This is a genomic window from Pseudonocardia zijingensis (genome assembly GCF_042657305.1).
GTDB lineage: Bacteria > Actinomycetota > Actinomycetes > Mycobacteriales > Pseudonocardiaceae > Pseudonocardia > Pseudonocardia zijingensis.
The window spans coordinates 184110-202033 of the sequence record NZ_JBHSKO010000007.1 but is presented as its reverse complement, the minus strand read 5'-3'; the positions used below and the strand labels follow the sequence as shown (position 1 = coordinate 202033).

The window sequence follows — 17924 nt, the reverse complement described above, 5'->3', positions numbered from 1 at the left end:
CATGGCCGAGGTGAAGCTGACCGAAGAGGCCCGCGAGGATTTCCTCGATCTTGACGGGGCCTCTCGACGGGTCGTCGCCAAGGCGCTGGGCAAGCTGAGGACCGACCCCCACGTGCGCGGTCAGCCGTTGGGGAACCGCGCAGGTGGGGACCTGACGACCTTTCGGAAGCTCGTCGTCGGCAACCGCGACTACCGGATCATCTATCGGATCGAGCCGGACGGCACCGTGGTCGTGGTCTGGGTGATCGCGAAGCGCGCCGACAACGAGGCGTTCGAGTTGGCGATGAGCCGCGTCCGGTTGCACGCCGACGCGGCGGTGCGAGAGCTCGCCGCCAGCCTGGAACAGATATGGGACCGCTGAACGGCGTGGCGCGCGCCTGACTGCGCACGCGGAGCGACCGATCCTGCCCACCATCACGGAATCTGCTTCCGGCAGCACCACACGTCGCCCGTGAACTCGGCCATGACCGACGGCTCCGGGAGCCTGCTCCCGATCTCGTCCACGAGCCATCGCCTCAGTTCCTCGTGGCTCACGCGGCCCGCGTCGATCGCGCTGGTCGCGTTGCTCTGGGTCATCAGGTAATCCGTCAACCCGGCCGCCGTCATCGGCACGTCGTGCCCCAGTTCCTCGTGCCCGACGAACCCGAGACCTGCTGCCTCGGAGGCCCGCTGGTCGAAGTGGCTCCGCCTAGCAGGCGCGGGGAACCGCGCCCGGTAGGTCTCGGCGAGCCACTCCGTGCACGCGGTCGCATCTCGCGGGTTCCCGCTGAAGAAGTCGGTGTAGGTCACGAACGCGCCCCCGGGTCGGAGGACCCGCCCGACCTCGGCGAGCACGGCGTCCTGGTCGAACCAGTGGAACGCGGCGGCGGTCACGACGAGCTCGGCAACGTCGCCGCGCACCGGCAGCCGCTCGGCCTTTGCCTGGATGTAGGCCACACCCGGCGATGGAGCAGCCTGCTCCAGCATCGGACGCGACGCGTCCACCGCGACGACCTGCTCGGCGATCGACTTCACCGCCCGGGTCGACATGCCCGTCCCGCAGCCCAGGTCGAGCGCGAGCCCGACGGGCGACGACAGGTGAAGGAGACGAACCATGGCTGCCACGGCGGCCGGGTGGTAGTCGGGTCGCGCACGGGCGTACGCCTCAGCCGTGCGCGTTCCGAGAAACGGGTTCCACACCGCCACCGCGATCCCCCTCGTGGTCAGACGCCAACTGCCTCCTGACCGTCTCGTACGTCGCGGGCCGGGGGAAGTGGCCGTCGAGGAGGGTGCGTCTACCGGTCGCGCTTCCGAAGCTCCCTGAGCTGTCGCTGCACATCCTCGATGTCCCAGCGGGCATGACCCTTCGAGGTCTCCCACGTGGGGGTCAGGGTGCCCCTCTGCCCGGTACCGCTGGATCAGGCGCGCCGAGACACCCAGGTAGGCCGCTACCCGGGCGGTGGTCCACAGCCCCTTCGGGGCTGGTCCGTCGGGCACCACCTCACGGTAGGCCGCCACAGCCGACTGGATGGCCTGTTCAACGTGTTCAGGCTTCTTGTTCTAGTCGGTATCGACGGGCTCGTGGCGCACTTTGGACCCTGCCCCCCGGGCGTAGCTCTCACAGGCCGCGCTTCGTATACCTCGTGCGAGGCCCGGGTCCGGCCCGCTCCCAGTCGCCTCTGAATGGCCACCGCGTCAGGCCGGCATCGGGGGCGTCGGTGCCCGGCCGGACACGATGCGTTCGGCCTGCGCGGTCACCGCTCGGTGCCACTCGTGGGGGACGAGCGCGAAGTTGCCGTCGTCGACCGCCTTGAGCGCATCCTCGGCGACCACGGACGGCGGGATCCCTTCGTTCGACATCCCGGTCGCGACCAGTGCTGGGCAGATCATGCTCACCGTGACCGGTGTGTCCGCGAGCGCCATGGCGGCGTGCTGGGCGATCGCGGTGACCGCGTGCTTCGACGGTCCGTACGCGCCACCAGCGGGGAAGACCGCCAGCCCGGCGAGGGACGCGGTGATCAGCACGTGGGCTCGCGCGTTCGCGGCGAGCAGGCGGGGGACGAACGCGCGCAACCCGTTGACGATGCCGTTGACGTTCACGGCGAACACGCGGTCCCACTCGTCGGGCGGCACGTCCCACACAGCACCCAAGGACGGGCCGACGATGCCCGCGTTGAGGCAGACGAGGCTGACTCCCTGGGCTCGTGCCGCGAGCGTCTCCATGGCGGCGGGGTCGGCGACGTCGGCCGTGACGGCGGTTGCACCGAGCCGGTCGGCGGTGGTGGTGAGGGCGTCCGCGTCGATGTCGGCCAGCAGCAGCCGGGCACCCCTCGCGTGGAGTGCGTCGGCGAGGGCTCGGCCGATCCCGCTCGCCGCCCCTGTGACCACGGCGACGTAGTCGGTGCTCACGTGAACATCCCTCCGATTCCGGTGTCGGCGACAGTCAACTCCGTTCGTCGACGCCATGCAGGCGGGCGTGCAGGGGCGCGGACACCGACACCGCGATCCCCCTGCGGCTCGGACGCCAGGCTGCGTGCGCCTGCTAGCCCGATGTGGACGCTCGCCGACGCGGCCCGACAGGTCCGCGTGCAGCAGAAGGCTTCGGCTCCCCGCGGCCGCGGTTCAGCGGAACCGGAAGCAGCCGCGCGACGGTGGGACTCCCTCCCGTCAACGGAACCGATGAGTTCCTGACCCGCGGCCGGTCCAAGCTCGTGACAACCGAAGGAAAGGACCGCGCCATGGCAGAGCTGCTCGTCGACTTCATCACCTCCCTGGACGGCTACGCATCGGGAGAGGGCTGGCCCGGGTTCTGGGGCCTCGAGGGCCCGGAGTACCTCGCGTGGCTCGGGGAGCAGCCCAAGGTCACCTACCTGATGGGAGCGAAGACCTACCGCCTGATGTCGGGCTTCGCCGCCGGCCAGGTCCCGGATGGCGAGGCCGAGCTCCGGGCCGAGGAAGAGGAGTCCGTCGACGAGCTCACGCGAGCGTCCAAGGTGGTGTTCTCCTCCACGCTCGAGGATCCGCTGACGTGGGCCAACTCCACGCTCGTGCGCGACGACCCGGTGGAGGCGGTCCGCGCCATGAAGGAGAACGAGTCGGGGATCCTCACCACGGTCGGCAGCCTCACCCTGTGCCGGTCCCTGCTGCGGGCGGGACTCGTCGACCGCTTCCGGGTGGGAATGTTCCCGGTGATCACCGGGGCCACGGGCGCAGAGCGCATCTACGACGGCTACCCGGACGTCGCCCTCGAGATGATCGACCAGCGCACCTTCGACGGCCGCATCCTGATGGTCGAGTACAAGCCGCGCGTGCTCGAGCACCCGCCGCTCGCCGCCCCTGCGTGACGCGCCGACCGCGGTCGTCACGTACCTGGTGATCTTCGAACACGCGGTGCAGGACCGCCCCGCGACACGCGGCGGCCGGGTAACGGGCACGCCATCGACTTCGAGCAGCCGTGATGCTCGAGACGACCTGCCCGCACTGCGGCCGCCGCAACCGCCACCACATGGCTGTCCGCGCCGGCGCCGGCCCACCGACGCCGGGGAACGTGTCGCTCTGCATAGGCTGCTTCCGCCCCGCCGTCTACGAGAACGGCCCGGCCGGGCTCCGATTGCGACTGCCCAGCGCCGACGAACTGTCCACGATCGAAGCGAATCCGCAGTACCAGCGTGCGGTGCGGAAGCTGCGAGACCGGCAACCCGACCGCCGCCCCGACTCGTCGCCAGACGGGCGTGGTGCGGCAGGTCGACGTGAAGTGAACTGCTGAACCTCCGGCTGCTCTACGGCCGTTCCTCCGTGGCAACCCGCGGAACGAGCACGGCGGGAGCGATCGCGGCCAGAGCGCCGACCGCGATGACGGCGAGCCCGGCTGCCGGACGGGCGAGGAGCCCGCTGACGACGGCGAGGCCGATCGCGGTGCCGAACTGGAGCGCGCTGGACGCGGCACCGGAGGCGACGCCGCTGTGCTCGGCGGGGACGCCGCTGGTCGCGGCGGTGAACATCGCGGGGAACACCAGGCCCATGCCGAGACCGGCCACGATGAGGCCGGGAGTCATGGCGAGGAAGCCGGCACCGGTCGCGACGGCCGGGACGAGCACGGCGGCTCCGGCGGCGCCGACGACCGGGCCGGCGGTGAGCACGACCCTCGGCCCGTGACGCTCCAGGAGCCGCTCACCGGCGAGGTTGCCGATCGTGACGCACCGGTGGGGAGGAGGAACGCGAGCCCTGCCTGCAGCGCGGTCAGGCCGAGGCCGGTGCGGAAGTGGCCCGGTTCCGGGCCCTCCTGCGCGACCTCGCCCGCCCCGACCCCGGCTAACCGAGGACGCGAACCGTGTTCTCGGCCGTCGCGGGTTCGGTGTACTCGACGAAGAGCTTGGCCACGAGCTCACCGCGGCTGGTGACACCGACCTTGTCGCCGGTGGCGAGGCCGCCTGCGATCAGCCGCGTGATGTCGGCCTCGCGCGGGGACAGTTCGTAGGCGGCGATCACGAGCGTCGCGATCTCCGACGCCTTGGCGGGTTCGATCACCATCCCCGTCGAGGTGACCCGGCCGTCCGGGTCGCGCAGGCACGTTCCGTGGCAGATCAGCCAGCCACCGGTCCGTGAGCGGACCCGGATGCGGGAGTCCGCCGACGTCCGGGCCGACAGGGCGGTGCTCAAACCCGTGCGGGCACGTCGATGCCGAACCGGGTGGGGAGCCCGGCCGCTGGGCGGCATCTCGGCCAGCAGCTGCCGGGCCCGGGCGTTGATCGAGACCAGGTCGGCGTCGGTGGCGGCCCTCGCCGCCGGCTGCCACTACGTCGACACCTCCGGTGAGCAGCTCTACGTCAAGGGGGTCTTCGACACCTTCGCCGACGAGGCGACGCGCGCCGGGGTCACCGTCGTGCCGGCCACGAACGACGGGTGCGTGCCCGGAGACCTGGTCGCCCATCTGCTCGCCGAGCACGTCGAGCCGATCGAGGAGATCACCGTCAGCCACTTCGTCGTCGGCGGCGGAATCTCCCGCGGCACACTCCGCTCGGCGGCCGACACGTTCGACGCGCTCACGGCAGGCGGCCTCAGCTACGACGAGGGCGACTGGCGTACCGGGGTGCCCGCCCGTCATACCTCCGTCACCCTTCCCGACGCCCCGCATCCGACCGAGGTGGTGAAACTCCCGTTGTCGGAGGTGGTCACCATCCCCCGCCACGTGCCGGTCCGGCACGTCGAGGGCCTCGTCGACGCGGCGATCGGCGCCCGGCTGAGCACCCCGCTCACCCCGCAGATCATCGACGGCCTGCCCGAGGGGCCGACCGAGGAGGAACGCCGTGCCCAACGGTTCACCTGCCTCCTCGACGCAGTCGGCCCCGACGGCCGGGCGGCCCGCGGCGTCGTGCGGGGCCGCGACAGCTACGGCACCACCGCGGTGATCGCCGTCGAGGCCGCCCGCCGGCTGGTCGCCGACGGCACCGAACCGGGCGTCCTCGCTCCGGCCCAGGCATTCGACCCGGCCGGCTTCCTCACCTTCCTCGAACCACACGCGATCAGCTGGACCGTCACCGTTCTGCCGGCCGTGAACACGGGCCCGGCCGGGCCCGACGCTCACTAGCGTCCGGTTCCATGACGGCGGTCACGACGCGCACGGTCGAATACCCGGCAGACGGCCTGACGATGGTCGGGCACCTCGCGCTCCCCGCGGGCGCCGACCGCAGGCCGGCGGTCCTGATCGGGCCCGAGGGGCCGGGGGTCGACGACGTCCCGCGCCGGCGGGCCGACGCCCTCGCCGAGCTGGGCTACGTGGCGCTGGCGTTCGACATCCACGGCGGTCGCTGGTTCACCGACCCGGAGGAGATGCTGGCGCGCTGCATGCCGCTGCTCGCCGACCCCGACCGGATGCGGGACATCGGCTTCGCAGCGCTCGACGTGCTGCGCGCCGAACCGCGCACCGACCCCGACCGGATCGCCGCCATCGGCTACGGCACCGGCGGCGCGATCGCGGTGGAGCTCGGGCGCGCCGGCGTCGAGCTGCGTGCGATCGCGACGGTCAACGGTCTGTTCACGGGCCGGCCGGGCGAGGCGAAGAACATCCACTGCCCGGTGTGGGCCGGGGTCGGGTCGGAGGACCCGATCCAGCCGCCCGCGCAACGGGAGGCGTTCACCGCCGAGATGCAGGCCGCAGGCGTCGACTGGCGCCTCGTGACCTACGGCGGCGCGCTGCACGCCTTCCACCACCCGATCACGCGGACCGACCAGAAGCTGCTCCCCGGCGTCGGTTACCACCCGCGCCACGCCGAGCGGGCCTGGCGTGACGTCGTCGACCTGCTCGCCGAGTGCATGCCCATCGGTTCGATCATGGGTGCATGAGCGATCTGGCCGGTGTCGCACGGCTCGCCGTGGTCGCACACCTGGCGCTGGCAGCGGTATGGCTCGGCTCGATGGTCTACAGCCTCGCGGTCGTGCAGCCCCGGGTCGACCGGTTCTTCCCCGACCCGGAACGCCGGGAGGAGTTCCTCCTGGCACTGGCGCAGGGCAACCGCCGTCCGGTGGTCGCGTTGATCGCGGCGCTGCTGCTCACCGACCTCGTCGTGCTGCTGTTCCGACCGGAGCTGCGGCTCGGCTACACGATCGCCCTGGTGGCGTACCTGCTCGCCGGTGCACTGTTCGTCCACGTGTCCTGGCGGCACTGGCCGGCGCGGGTGTTCGCCCTACCCGAGGAGCTGCCGGGGTTCCAACGCCGCCTCCGGCGGATCGCGTGGACGATGACGGCGCTCGTCGGTGCCGCCTTCCTGACGACGTCGGTCGCGAGCGTCGGATGATCGTGGTGATCGCCGGCGCGAGCGGCCTGATCGGCACCGCCCTGCGCCGCAGCCTGGAGGGCGACGGTCACGCCGTCACACGCCTGGTCCGGCGGGCCGCGCACAGACCGGCCGGCCCTTCTCCGCCTCCCCGTCTGGCCACTGCACATCGCCATGGGCCAGATCGCCCCCGAGGTGCTCGGCAGTCTCCGCGTCCTCCCCGAACGCCTCGTGAAGGCCGGCTTCACCTTCGACCACCCCGACATCGGCTCGGCCCTCCGGGCTGCCCTGCTCCGGCCGTGCCCGTAGGAGCTCCCAACGGTGTCCGGGCCCAGCCGACCTCTGCTCTCGCACAGGTTCACCCGCCCTTTCGGCGCAGCGGGGTTGTGGGCGGCACGCACAGGGAGTAGTCGATCGGGGTGCTCGTAGCGCTCGCCGTCACCTTCGGCATCGTCGCCCTCGCCGAGCTGGCGGACACCAGCGCTCTTGCGACGTTCGCCCTCGCCGTCCGCTTCTCCGCGCCCCTGGTGCTCGTGGGCGTCTGCGCCGCCTTCCTCGTGCAGGTGGGGGTCGCGGTCGCCCTCGGGAGCGTCGTCGCGCTGCTCCCGGAGCGGCCCCTCTCGGCCCTCGTCGCCGTGATCTTCCTCGTCGGCGCGGTGCTGCTGCTGCGCGAGGACGACGACGATGACGACGACGAGGTGGCCGTACCGACGACACCGACCCGCTGGCGGGTGGTGGCCACCAGCTTCGGGGTCACGATGCTCTCCGAGCTGGGCGACCCGACGCAGATCGTCGTCGTCACGCTCACCGCGCGGTACCAGGAACCCCTCGCCGTCGCGATCGGCGCGATCGTCGCGTTGTGGCTGGTGTCCGCACTCGCGGTCTTCCTCGGCTACCGCCTTCGCCGGGTGGTGCCGGTCCACTGGGTCACGCGGGCCACGGCGGCACTGCTCGTGGTCCTCGCCATCATCAGTGCGATCGAGGCGATCCGCGGCTGACCCGCCCAGCCTGCCAGTTCTTTTTTGCCCTCACGCATGAGTGATGTGCGCCACTTGTCTTGGGCGAGCGATCATGGAAATCTGCTCTGTTGAATCCATGCGTTCTGATCAGGTTCGAGCGGTTCTCGCCGCGTATCCCGCCACCCGCCTCGTCGAGGGCAACGGGGACGTGTTCGCGATCTACGACCCCGACGGCGACTACGAGCAGCGGCACCGGCAGGGCTGGGCCACGATCGTCAACTCCGACGTCAACGACACCGCCTCCGACCTCGACCGGCCCGGGGTGTTCCAGCTCAACATCGGCCTGCCGAAGGCCCGGTTCGCCGAACTGTTCGCCACCGACGAGGCACCCGACCCCACGGCGTTCGACGTCGTGATGCCGCACCCGGTCTACGCCGGCTACCACTGGGTCTGCGTGCTCAACCCGGACTCGACGTGGCCCGCCGTCCGCGAGCTCCTCGACGCGGCCCACGCGTTCGCCGTGCGCAAGCACCACAACGCCCGCAGGCGGCGCGACCAGCGGGACACCCATTAACACGCCGGCGCCGCTGTACGACGTGGTCACCCGAGCAGACCCGCAGCGCGATCGCCGGTGGTCGGCTCCGCCCTGAGCCACCGTCGGAGATCGGAGTACCGGTGAGGATCACGCTCGCCCTCCTCGCGCTCGTCCTGCCCGTCGTCGTGTCCTGCACGACGGTCGTGCAGCCCCCGGGCAGGCCGCTTCCCGCCGAGGATCCGTCGATCGGGGCCGATCGCGAGGTCTGCCGGGACCTCGACGCGAAGGGAGGCGGGTTCTACACGACGGTCGTGGTCCCGATGCTCGGCCCCGGCCCGAGCGGCCGGAAGTCGATCGATGTCGACATCGTGGCGATGGAGAACGCCGTCGGGTCGCTGGTCGACGTCGGCGGGACGGCCCGGGGCCGGGCCAGTCAGGCGGTCCAGGACGAGGCCGAGCAGACCGCGAGATCAGCCGGCGCATTCGACCTCTACGCGCACGCGGAGGTCACGTCGCTGCTCACGGCGTTCACCGGGCTCGCCGTCGAGTGCACGAAGGCCGGGCACCAGCCCACGTGGTTCGACCCGGAATCGCTGACCGGCTGATCTCGGCGGGTGCTCACCTGAGCAGCGGGCTCCTCGACGCCACGAGGTCCTGCGTGTCGACGCGGTGCTCCTCCCAGATCTGGCGGGACCGCTCCTCCGGGTACGGCTGGACGGTGGGCTCGGCGTCGTACACGCGGGTGAGCCGGTCCGCCGGGCCGTAGTGCGGCCAGCCCGGGTCCCCGGTGGCCGCGAAGCGGAGCCACTCGGTGCGCATCACGCCGGACAGGTGCACCGCCTCGTCGGCGACGGCGGGGCCGAACGCCGCGCGGAGCGCCTCGACGTCGATCGAGCCGAAGACGAGCAGGACGTCCAGGCCGTGGGAGGCGCCGTTGGGGCCCGGGCCCCAGCAGAGCTCGTAGGTCCAGGTGCGGCCGCCGCCGGCGTGCTGGGCGTCGGCGAGTTGCAGGCTGGGCATGCGCATCAGCCAGTCGGCGTTGGCCAGCTCGTGCAGCAGCGCCGGCCCCGCGTCCGGGTAGGCGGCCCGGTACGCGGCGTTGCCGCCGGGCAGCAGCTTGTCGAGCGTGGCCGTCGCCTGCTCGTCGGTGACCTCACGGCCGCGCTCCGCCGCGATCAACCGGTACTCGTCGCGCGTGTGCCCCACGATCAGATCGACGTCGCGCGCGGCGCCGTCGGCGAGGGCCGCCCACGGCGCCCGCGGCAGCACGTCGCCGTCGACCACCGGGGAGAACGGGGTGGGAGTCGTCGCCATGGGCCCCCAGGTCCGGACCCGGCGCGGCAGCGAACGGACCACGGACTGGGTCGCCCGCACCAGCTCGTACGACGGGATGCGAGCCAGACCCGCCGCGGTGGGCTCGGCGCCCACGCTCGACGCGATCGCCGCCGAGACGTCACCCGCCAGCCGTGTGGTGAAGAACGTGCCCGGCACGCTCTGCGCGACCGCCCGCCGGAACAGACCCGCCGCGTCCGGCATGGCGAGCAGCGCCGCGACCGAGCCCGCCCCGGCCGACTGGCCGAACACCGTGACGTTGCCGGGGTCGCCGCCGAACGCCGCGACGTTGTCCTGCACCCACCGCAGGGCGAGAACCTGGTCGAGGATCCCGCGATTGTCCGGCGCATCCGCGAGATGGGCGAAACCCTCCACGCCCATGCGGTAATTCAGGCTGACGACGACCGCACCCCCGGCGGCGATCGCGGCCCCGTCGTAATGCGGGTTGGCGGAGCTGCCGTGCAGATATGCGCCCCCGTGGATCCAGACCATGACCGGGAGGCCACGCCCGCCGGGATCCGGGGTCCAGACGTTGAGCGTCAGCCATTCGTCCGAGGCGTCGGGCGGGGACGACGGCTGCGGAACCGGCGGGCCGAACGCGGAGGCCTCGCGAATCCCGTCCCAGGGCTGGGCCGGAACCGGGGCCCGGAACCGCAACGCTCCGACGGGGGGCTGGGCGTAGGGGATGCCGCGAAACGCTGCGACGGTGTCCTGCCGGATTCCGCGGACGCTCCCCGCGACGGTACGAGCCTCGGGATCGGTGGTCATGGCGACATCGTCACATCGCCGCCGTCGCGCACCTCCACGGGACCGGGCTGCGGCCTCCGGAGGCGGTGCGCACCGGCCACCTGGCGCGGGTGGTGAGCGTCCGCGGGAAACGGCCGGTACAGCGCCGCATCGGCACGGCGGCGCGCGCGGCAGCCGCTACCCGGACCATCCGGCGACGTTCCGCATACGACGACATCATTCGAGCCACGACATCCGGCCGACGCGCTGTTGCCGAAAGTGTTGGTGTTCTCGCGAGTTCGGCGTCGCGGGCCCCGAACAGCCGCTCCGCCGCGGAGATCCGGGTGCATCACGGCGTGGGACGGGCCGGCGCGGTGTCCGTAATCAGGCGCTGCGTGTCAAGATCCTGGCTTCACGTGCGCCCGGCCCGCGGGTAGCTTCGCTGTCAGCTCCACTCGAAGCGTTGCTGACTCGGTCGCAACGTGAGTGGGGGGAGCACCTTCCGTTGCTCGACCCAGTCGCGACGGAACGGCGCCTTCACGGCGCGTTCGATTCCGGCCTGTGCGATGTCGTTCGCACGGCGGATCTCCCTTCCCGCGATGCGCGGGATTCCCCCAGCTGTTGATGCTCTCCGATCCAGGAAGTTGGTCCGACATGTGGCACCGGTCTGCTCACGACGGTGAGGCCTCGCGCCTCCCCGCGTGCGCTGGTGCCTCCGTGCGGTTGCGGCTGTCGCTGCGGGACCGGGTCCTGGGAGTGCTGCGGTGGACGCTCGGCCTGGCCGGCGTCGTCGTGGTGCTGTGGCTGGGGACGGCGTTCCTCGCCGCCGCGCCGGCGGCCGCAGCGGTCGTCGTTCCGGTGGCGGCGCAACAGGGCCTGGCGAAGGGAGGTGTCATCAGGCCCGCGAGTGGTGGCGGCGACGACGGCGAGTCGGACGGCAGGAAGTCCGACAAGAAGGAGTCGGACGGCGAGAAGAAGTCCGACAAGAAGGACTCTGACAAGAAGGACAAGAAGGACTCGAGGAAGAAGGACTCCGACAAGAAGGAGTCGAAGGGGTCCGACGAGAAGAAGTCGAAGAAGAAGGACTCGGACGACAAGAAGACGGACGACAAGAAGTCGGACAAGAAGGAGTCGGACAAGAAGAAGTCCGATAAGGAGAAGTCCGGCAAGAAGGAAGCCGACGAGAAGAAGTCCGAGAAGAAGTCCGAGAAGAAGGATTCCGACGACGAGAAGTCGGAGAAGAAGACCGACGACGAGTCGGAGCCCGCCGAGAAGGCCGCTGCGGAGAAGGGCTCGAGCGGGAAGGAGTCCGGCAAGAAGGACCCCGGCAAGAAGGACTCGGCCGAGAAGGACGGCGCCGAGAAGGAGTCCGACGAGAAGCCCGTGAAGAAGGACGCCGACCGGAAGAAGGCGAAGGCCGACTCCAGGAAGACGGCGTCGGCGGACGACGCCGGCGACGACCGCCCGACCCCCGCCGACGAGGCCGGGAAGAAGACGCAGCGGCACGAGGACGACTCCGACGAGGACGCCGAGCGCGCCGACCGGGTCCGGGCCGTGAGCGGCGGGTCCCGTGACCGTGACGGTGACGAGCAGGGCTCGGCCGTCTCGGAAGAGGACGACGACGAGTCGGCGACGACCACGCGCAGCCGGGACGGCGCCGACGCGGACGACGACTCCGACGACAACGCCGACGACAACTCCGGGCGCGCCCGCGTGACGACCGCCGACCGCGACGCCGAGAAGAAGAAGGCGCGCGAGCGGGACGACGACGCCGAAGGGCGCGACGAGGACGCGGTGAGCCTGCGCGCGACCGCCGCGGACGACGAGGAGGACGACGCGAAGGACGGGGAGCGGGCCGAGGACAGGAAGTCGCTCAGCGCCCTGCGGTCCTCCGGCGAGGGCGACGATGATCGGGACCGGGCCGAGAAGGCCGTGCGCGCGGCGCTCGACGGGCTCGACGCCGACGATCGGAAGCGCGCCGACTCCGACTCCGACTCCGACTCCGAGGACGATCGCGACCGCGATCGCGAGGACGTGAGCGAGGACGTCCGGGACCTCGTCGAGGACGCGGTGCGGTCGGTGGCCGACGAGGACGAGGTGTCCGAGGACGACCTCGAGCGCCTCGTCGAGGCCGCGAGCCGGAAGCTCGACTCGGACGGCGGCGAGGCGAAGCAGCTCAGCGGGGCGCCGGATGCGTCCGACCGCGAGGAGCAGCTGTGCGACGACGGCGAGGGCTGCGACGGCTCGGAGTCGGAGGAACAGCAGCAGGTCTCCTTGTTCAGCGAGCGCGGTCCTCCGGACGAGGACACGAGCCGCAAGTCCGACGAGGACGACGAGGACGACGACGAGGACTCGGCCGAGCGGATCGAGCGGGTGCTCGAGGACCGGATCGAGTCCGACGAGCGCAAGGACGAGCTGGAGCGCGAGAAGAAGAACGCCGCGGCCGGCAGCACGTCGCAGGCCGAGTACGCCGAGAAGGCCGCGAAGCACGCGGAGCTGGAGAAGCGGGCGCGGGAGAACCGCGAGAAGGTTTCGGACGACGAGGTCGAGCTGGTCGACGAGGTCGTGGACGGCCACCGGGAGTTGAGCGAGCGGGAGAAGGAGCTCGACGCCGAGGAGAAGCGGGTCGCCTCGGGCGCGGTCGACCGCGACACGCACGAGGAGAACGTCGCCGAGTTCGAGGAGCGGCGTGAAGAGGTCTACGAGGCCACCGACGAGCTAATGGAGGCCTCCGATCGCGAGGTGCGGGAGGTGTCCGAGGACGACCTCGACGGTGAGGGGTCGACCGCCGGCTGTGACTCGGACGGTGCGTTCACGGCCTGCGGGTCGGTGAGCGAGTCCGCGGACGGCGAGCGGGACTCCGAGCGGAAGCTGTGCCTGTCCGGGGTGACGTCCGGGTGCGGGGCGTCGTCGAAGTCGGGTGGATCGAAGTCCGAGGCGTCGTGCGACGACTCCGGCTGCCGCAGCAGCGCGTCCAGTCGCGGCGCCGACGGCACGGCGAAGAACGCGTCGGCGCGGTGCACCGGGGAGTGCGAGGTGCGCACCCGCGCGGACGAGGACGGCGCTGAGGCGTCCTGTGACGCCGCGGGTGGGTCGTGCGACAGCCGCAGCAAGGGTTCGGGCGCCGACCGGTCCGGTGTGCGCAAGGCGGGAACGGCCGAGGACGAGCGCCGGGTCGAGGGCGGCGGCGCGTCCGTGTGCACGGGCAGCTGCCGCACGTCGAGCGATGTGGAGGTCGACGAGACCGTCGTCGCCGAGGCGGAGGTCGACTGCGAGGACGGGTGCTCCGGGTCTGCGAGCACCACCGGTGAGGCGAGCAGCCGCACCGTCGAGCGTGGCGCCGCCACCGAGTCGGCCACCGACGGCAAGGCGGGCTGCACGGTGACCGGTGGGAGCTGCGCGGCGCGCAGCGAGGCCGATGAGGAGTCGGCGGACGCCGCGGTCGAGGTCGACTGCACCGGTGCCTGCGAAGGCAAGGGCACCGCTATCACCAGCGGCACCGGCGGCGCGCAGCGCACGAGCGATGGCGCGGCGAGCTGCGTGGCCCGCGGCGGGGCGTGCGGGGGCTCCAGCGAGACCCGCGTCGACGACGAGGGGCAGGCCGTCAGCACGGTGGCCGCGAGCGTGCGCTGCGACGACGTCCCGGGCTGCTCGGGTGAGGCCGGCGCGAAGGCGGACGGCAAGGTGACCGGGGTTCCGGCGGTCGCGGGCGCGGCAGCGCCGGTGCGGGAGACCAGCGCGGCGTCGACCTGCGCCGCCACCGACGGCGACTGCGTGAGCAACGCGTCCTCCCGGGCGGACGACGAGGCGTCCTCCCGTGACGTGTCCCTGGTGGGCGCCGTCGACCGGGTGCTCACGGCCGTCAGCGAGGCCTCCTCGCAAACCGTGTGCGCGATCGCAGGCTGCACCGGCCGCGGGTGGAACACGACCTCGGGCGCCGCATCGGGTGACGTCGCCGGCGTACGCAGCAGCACGGGCGCGTCGTCCTGCACGGTGCACGGCGCGGGCGGCACCTGCTCGGGCGGGTCCGGCACGAGGGTCGCCGACCGTGCGCAGGACGGAACGGACGCCGCCGTGTCCGGCCCGGTGAGCGTGTCGACCGTGGGTGCGTCCGTGGAGTGCGCCGGTGGTGCCGGCGGGTGCGGCGGCACGGCGGCGTCGTCGACGAGCGCGCGCGACACCGGGGTCACCCCGCCCGCCCGGGGCACGTCAGCCACGGCGGAGTGCACGGTGACCGGTGGCGGGTGCTCCGGCGAGACGAGCTCCGCCGCCTCCAGCGCTCCCGATTTCGTGGTGACCGACCCGGCGACCGGACTGCCGGTGGCGGGTCAGGCCGCGGCGGGGCCGTCGTCGACCGCGTCGTCGACCGCGGGCCTGGTGTGCGAGGCGGGCACGACGTGCTCCGGTTCGGTGCGCACGAGCACCACGGCGTGGGACGGCGCGGTGGCGAACGGAACGCCGCGTACCTCGGAGGGCAAGGCGTCGTGCACGGGCGCGACCGGGGGCTGCGAGGTCCGTTCGGTCTCGACCGCGTCCAGCGGCCCCGGTGCCGCGCTGGCCCTGGCAGGCGACGGGCAGCCGGTGAACGCGGCCCGGCTGCCTACGGGCCCGTCGGCGGCGTCCGCGGCCGGCGCGGCGATGACGTGCGCGGGTGACACCCCGTGCACCGGCAAGGTCACGAGCGCCGCGACCGCCACCGACCCAGTGGTGTCGCCGGACCCGCGCGGTTCGCACTCCGAGGGGTCGTGCGAGGGCGTGCCGGGCGGGGTGTGCCAGGCGGTGACGAACTCCGGCGCCTCGTCCGGCCCGGACGCGAACGTGATCACGCCGCTGGTGGCGGAGCGGTCCACGGCGAACGCGACCGTCACCTCGGGCACCACCGGCGACGAACCTCCGGCCGGGCAGCCGTCCGACGAGCAGCAGCCGGCGACCCTGCCTGCGCCCACCGCGCCGGGCTCGAGCGCGAACTCCGGCGCCCCCACGGTGCCCGGCGCATCGAGCTGGACGATGGCGAGCGCGACGCTGGACTGCGCGGACGGCGTCGCCTGCTCCGGCACGGCGCGGACCTCCGCCGCAGGCAGCGACGGCCCGATCGCCGTGAAGGGGGCGAACGGGGCCCGCGGGCCACCGGAGGGCCGGGCAGGCACCAGCGCCACGTGCACCACCAGTGAGTCCGGCTGCCGGGCGCAGACCAGCTCCACCGCGGCGAGCGGCCAGGTCGTGGCCGACATCGTCGCCGAACAGAACAACGACGCCGCCGAGCAGGCTGAGCAGCAGGCTGTTGAGGCCGAGCAGCTCGCCGCGCAGGCAGCGGAGATCGCCGCCCGCGAGGGGGCGACCGCAGAACAGAAGAAGGCCGCGAGCGCCGCGGCGACGGCCGCGAAGCAGGCGCGCGCCGCCGCCACCGGGGCCGCAGCGCTGGCGAGCAAGCCGGTGACCGGCGCCCCGGCCACCGTGGCGGATTCGTCCGCCATCGCGCAGTGCGCAGGCCCCGGCTGCACGGCAGGCACGACAGGTGCCACCTCCGGCGTGCCGGGCACGTCCACCACGAACGCCACTTGCACCGCGGCCGCCGCGGGATGCGTGACCGCGAGCGACGCGGGCACCTCCACCAGGCGCGACTCCGGCGAGACCGGAACGGACGGCGCACCGATCGCGGGGATCTCCGGGAGCGGGCGGGCCGGCTCCAGCATCGTCTGCCCCGATGCCGGCTGCACGGGCGCGGTGACCGCGAGCGCGTCCGCCACCGCGAGCGCGAGCGGCCTGCGCAGCACCAGCACCGCGAGCGGGGACACCCGCTGCGCCGGGACAGCCGCGTGCCGGGCCCAGATCAGTGTCTCGACCACGACCTCGACCGCCGCCACCGCTCCGCGGACGAACGCCATGATCGCGGTCGCGTGCGACGACGGTAGCGCCGGTGGCTGCGGGACGCGCGCGGCGTCGAGCACCACGGCGACGGGCGGTGCTCAGGTCCGTGCCACTGCGAGTGCCACCTGCGCAGCCGCCGGAGGCTGCACCGTCGCCACCGGCGGTTCGGCCGGAGAGGCGCTCGCCGAGGCCACCGCGAGCTGCGACGGCACCGGCTGCCGGACGCACACCGCAGGAGAGGCGCGGGCCGCGTTCCCCGGCGGGCACGGCACCGCCGTCGCCCGGTCCGACTGCACCGCAGCGGACAACGGCCGGTGCGCGGGCTCGAGCCAGGTCGGGGCGAGCGCGGGGTACGCCCTGGCCGGCGCGTCGTGCACGGCGTCGGCGGGCTCGAGCTGTCGCCACAGCTGGTCGGTGCACGCGTCGGTGCACCAGTCGCACCCGTCCGGCTCGTGGGCACGGGCATCCGCCCGCGACGCCGGTTCCGGGGGTGCGGGCTCCGGCGGCGGCTGGGTGTTCGTGCAGGCCGATGCAGGCGACGGGTACGCCATGACCAGCGTCGCCTGCTCGAACGAGGCCCGGTGCACGAAGTCGTACGCCGCGCACGTCGAGTTCGACATCAGCTGGGCCCAGCAACAGAACTGGGATCAGGACGGTGGCATCTGGAACGCCCGCCGGTTCGGCGACTGCTCGGGATCGTCGGGAGCCGGTTGCGGCCTCTACCGCAACGGGAACGACGTCGAGTGCACGGGCGACTGCTCGAACTTCCGCCAGAGCATGTCCACGCCGACCTTCACGATGCTCGCGCCGGCTCTCAAGAAGACCGCCGTGTACGTCCAGGCCGAGCTCGATCCCGAGACGCAGCGCAAGGCCGAACAGACCGGCCGCGACCTGCAGGACGCGGGTCTGGGCGACCGGCTCGTGAAGCAGGGCGCCACGGACAACCACATCGCGCGTGCGTACGCGAACGAGAAGGAGGACAAGGAGCAGCTGGCGGCCGAGGCCGACCAGACCGCGGACACCGCCTACGAGGACGCCGTGGCCGAGGGGGCCAGCGCGGCCGAGGCGAAGAGCATCGCCCAGAACTACCGGGCCAGCTACTTCGACGCCGTTGCCGGAGCCCTCACGGCCTACGGCCGGAAGCCTCCTGCTCCCGTCGCCGGCGCCACGGGCGGGCCGATGAGCGAGCTCAAGGCCGCGGCGGACCACAAGGCCCGGTTCGATGCGCTCCACGAGGCCGCCGACCAAGCTGCTGAAGCTCTCCGCAGCAAGCTCCGGGCCGGGCTGAGCGAGGACAGGTCGGCCCCGACGGTCGCCAGTGCGAACGCGCACGCGGACGCCCGCATGCAGGCCGCGTTGGATCTCGCGGCCGAGGCGCAGAAGCTGGGACGCGAGAACGCCGCGCGCCACGGCGCGTCCAAGGACCTCGCCGCCAAGGCCGGGAACCAGCTCCGGACCGACTACCTCACGGTGGTCAACGGGATGCCGGCGGCGGTGCGGGGGCAGTGGGATGCGAACCAGCGCGCGAAGTCCGCGCTCCCCCAGGCTGCCCGGGACGCGCTGGCACCGGCCCGCGCCGCCGCCAACGGCGCACCGGACAACGTCCTGAAAGCGGCGTACGGGCACTGGCGGCGCAGCCCGGCCATCGCCGAGGGACAGGACGCGGCCGCCGACGCCGCCGAGTTCGGCATCCGCTTCGCCGGCGATCCCCTGAAGCTCAGGAAGGGCGGCCCCGGCGCGTGGACGTCCCGC

The 17924-nt window shown here is 72.7% G+C and carries 16 protein-coding genes (1 of these 16 only partly in view); 11 read left to right on the top strand and 5 right to left on the bottom strand.

The features are described 5' to 3' along the window. Window position 1 precedes the first annotated feature (1 nt). Window positions 2-361 carry a type II toxin-antitoxin system RelE family toxin gene (locus ACFPL3_RS16860; RefSeq protein ID WP_343939380.1) on the top strand — a complete coding sequence of 120 codons (360 nt, stop codon included), beginning with the start codon at window positions 2-4 and terminating at the stop codon, window positions 359-361. Between the two features lie 53 nt (window positions 362-414). Here ACFPL3_RS16860 and ACFPL3_RS16855 read toward each other — a convergent pair whose 3' ends face one another. Continuing rightward, window positions 415-1095 (bottom strand): class I SAM-dependent methyltransferase, encoded by a 681-nt coding sequence (locus ACFPL3_RS16855; protein ID WP_343939378.1) that lies wholly within the window; start codon window positions 1093-1095, stop codon window positions 415-417. A gap of 579 nt (window positions 1096-1674) precedes the next feature. Beyond that, window positions 1675-2388 carry an SDR family oxidoreductase gene (locus ACFPL3_RS16850; RefSeq protein WP_343939376.1) on the bottom strand — a complete coding sequence of 238 codons (714 nt, stop codon included), beginning with the start codon at window positions 2386-2388 and terminating at the stop codon, window positions 1675-1677. A 329-nt stretch (window positions 2389-2717) separates the two neighbouring features. Here ACFPL3_RS16850 and ACFPL3_RS16845 point away from each other — a divergent pair, with 329 nt between their 5' ends. Together ACFPL3_RS16845 and ACFPL3_RS16840 are read left to right on the top strand one after the other, a co-directional pair. After that, window positions 2718-3323 (top strand): dihydrofolate reductase family protein, encoded by a 606-nt coding sequence (locus tag ACFPL3_RS16845; RefSeq protein WP_343939374.1) that lies wholly within the window; start codon window positions 2718-2720, stop codon window positions 3321-3323. A gap of 113 nt (window positions 3324-3436) precedes the next feature. Next, window positions 3437-3745 (top strand): hypothetical protein, encoded by a 309-nt coding sequence (locus ACFPL3_RS16840; RefSeq protein WP_343939372.1) that lies wholly within the window; start codon window positions 3437-3439, stop codon window positions 3743-3745. Window positions 3746-3758: 13 nt separating this feature from the next. Here the strand turns inward: ACFPL3_RS16840 and ACFPL3_RS16835 are convergent, their stop codons facing one another. Further along, entirely contained in the window at window positions 3759-4367 is a 609-nt protein-coding gene (locus ACFPL3_RS16835) for an MFS transporter (protein WP_343939370.1), read from the bottom strand. Next, window positions 4291-4638, bottom strand: coding sequence for a hypothetical protein (locus ACFPL3_RS16830; RefSeq protein ID WP_343939368.1), 348 nt, complete (start codon window positions 4636-4638; stop codon window positions 4291-4293). The genes ACFPL3_RS16835 and ACFPL3_RS16830 overlap by 77 nt, the downstream gene beginning before the upstream one ends. Window positions 4639-4747: 109 nt before the next feature. On the opposite strand from ACFPL3_RS16830, the gene ACFPL3_RS16825 reads away from it, so the two are divergent. The 7 genes from ACFPL3_RS16825 (at window position 4748) to ACFPL3_RS16795 (ending at window position 8851) form a co-directional block, all read left to right on the top strand. After that, entirely contained in the window at window positions 4748-5566 is an 819-nt protein-coding gene (locus ACFPL3_RS16825) for a saccharopine dehydrogenase family protein (RefSeq protein ID WP_343939366.1), read from the top strand. 11 nt (window positions 5567-5577) lie between these two features. Beyond that, window positions 5578-6321 (top strand): dienelactone hydrolase family protein, encoded by a 744-nt coding sequence (locus tag ACFPL3_RS16820; RefSeq protein ID WP_343939364.1) that lies wholly within the window; start codon window positions 5578-5580, stop codon window positions 6319-6321. Next, window positions 6318-6773 carry a hypothetical protein gene (locus ACFPL3_RS16815; protein ID WP_343939362.1) on the top strand — a complete coding sequence of 152 codons (456 nt, stop codon included), beginning with the start codon at window positions 6318-6320 and terminating at the stop codon, window positions 6771-6773. Before ACFPL3_RS16820 ends, ACFPL3_RS16815 begins: the two co-directional genes overlap by 4 nt. 141 nt (window positions 6774-6914) lie before the next feature. Then, the gene (locus ACFPL3_RS16810; RefSeq protein ID WP_343939421.1) at window positions 6915-7061 is read left to right on the top strand and encodes a DUF1731 domain-containing protein; all 147 of its coding nucleotides are present in this window, start codon (window positions 6915-6917) and stop codon (window positions 7059-7061) included. Between the two features lie 110 nt (window positions 7062-7171). Then, entirely contained in the window at window positions 7172-7750 is a 579-nt protein-coding gene (locus tag ACFPL3_RS16805) for a TMEM165/GDT1 family protein (protein WP_343939360.1), read from the top strand. 97 nt (window positions 7751-7847) lie between these two features. Next, complete coding sequence (locus ACFPL3_RS16800) at window positions 7848-8285, top strand: DUF6194 family protein (RefSeq protein ID WP_343939358.1); 438 nt, start codon at window positions 7848-7850, stop codon at window positions 8283-8285. 101 nt (window positions 8286-8386) lie between these two features. Continuing rightward, complete coding sequence (locus tag ACFPL3_RS16795) at window positions 8387-8851, top strand: hypothetical protein (RefSeq protein ID WP_343939356.1); 465 nt, start codon at window positions 8387-8389, stop codon at window positions 8849-8851. A 13-nt stretch (window positions 8852-8864) separates the two neighbouring features. Here the strand turns inward: ACFPL3_RS16795 and ACFPL3_RS16790 are convergent, their stop codons facing one another. Beyond that, window positions 8865-10346 (bottom strand): carboxylesterase/lipase family protein, encoded by a 1482-nt coding sequence (locus ACFPL3_RS16790; protein ID WP_343939354.1) that lies wholly within the window; start codon window positions 10344-10346, stop codon window positions 8865-8867. 675 nt (window positions 10347-11021) lie between these two features. On the opposite strand from ACFPL3_RS16790, the gene ACFPL3_RS16785 reads away from it, so the two are divergent. Continuing rightward, window positions 11022-17924 carry the 5' end (the start) of an MFS transporter gene (locus ACFPL3_RS16785; RefSeq protein WP_343939352.1) on the top strand. It continues 20187 nt past the right edge of the window, so 6903 of the gene's 27090 nt are visible here — the first part of the coding sequence; its start codon is at window positions 11022-11024; its stop codon lies beyond the right edge, outside the window.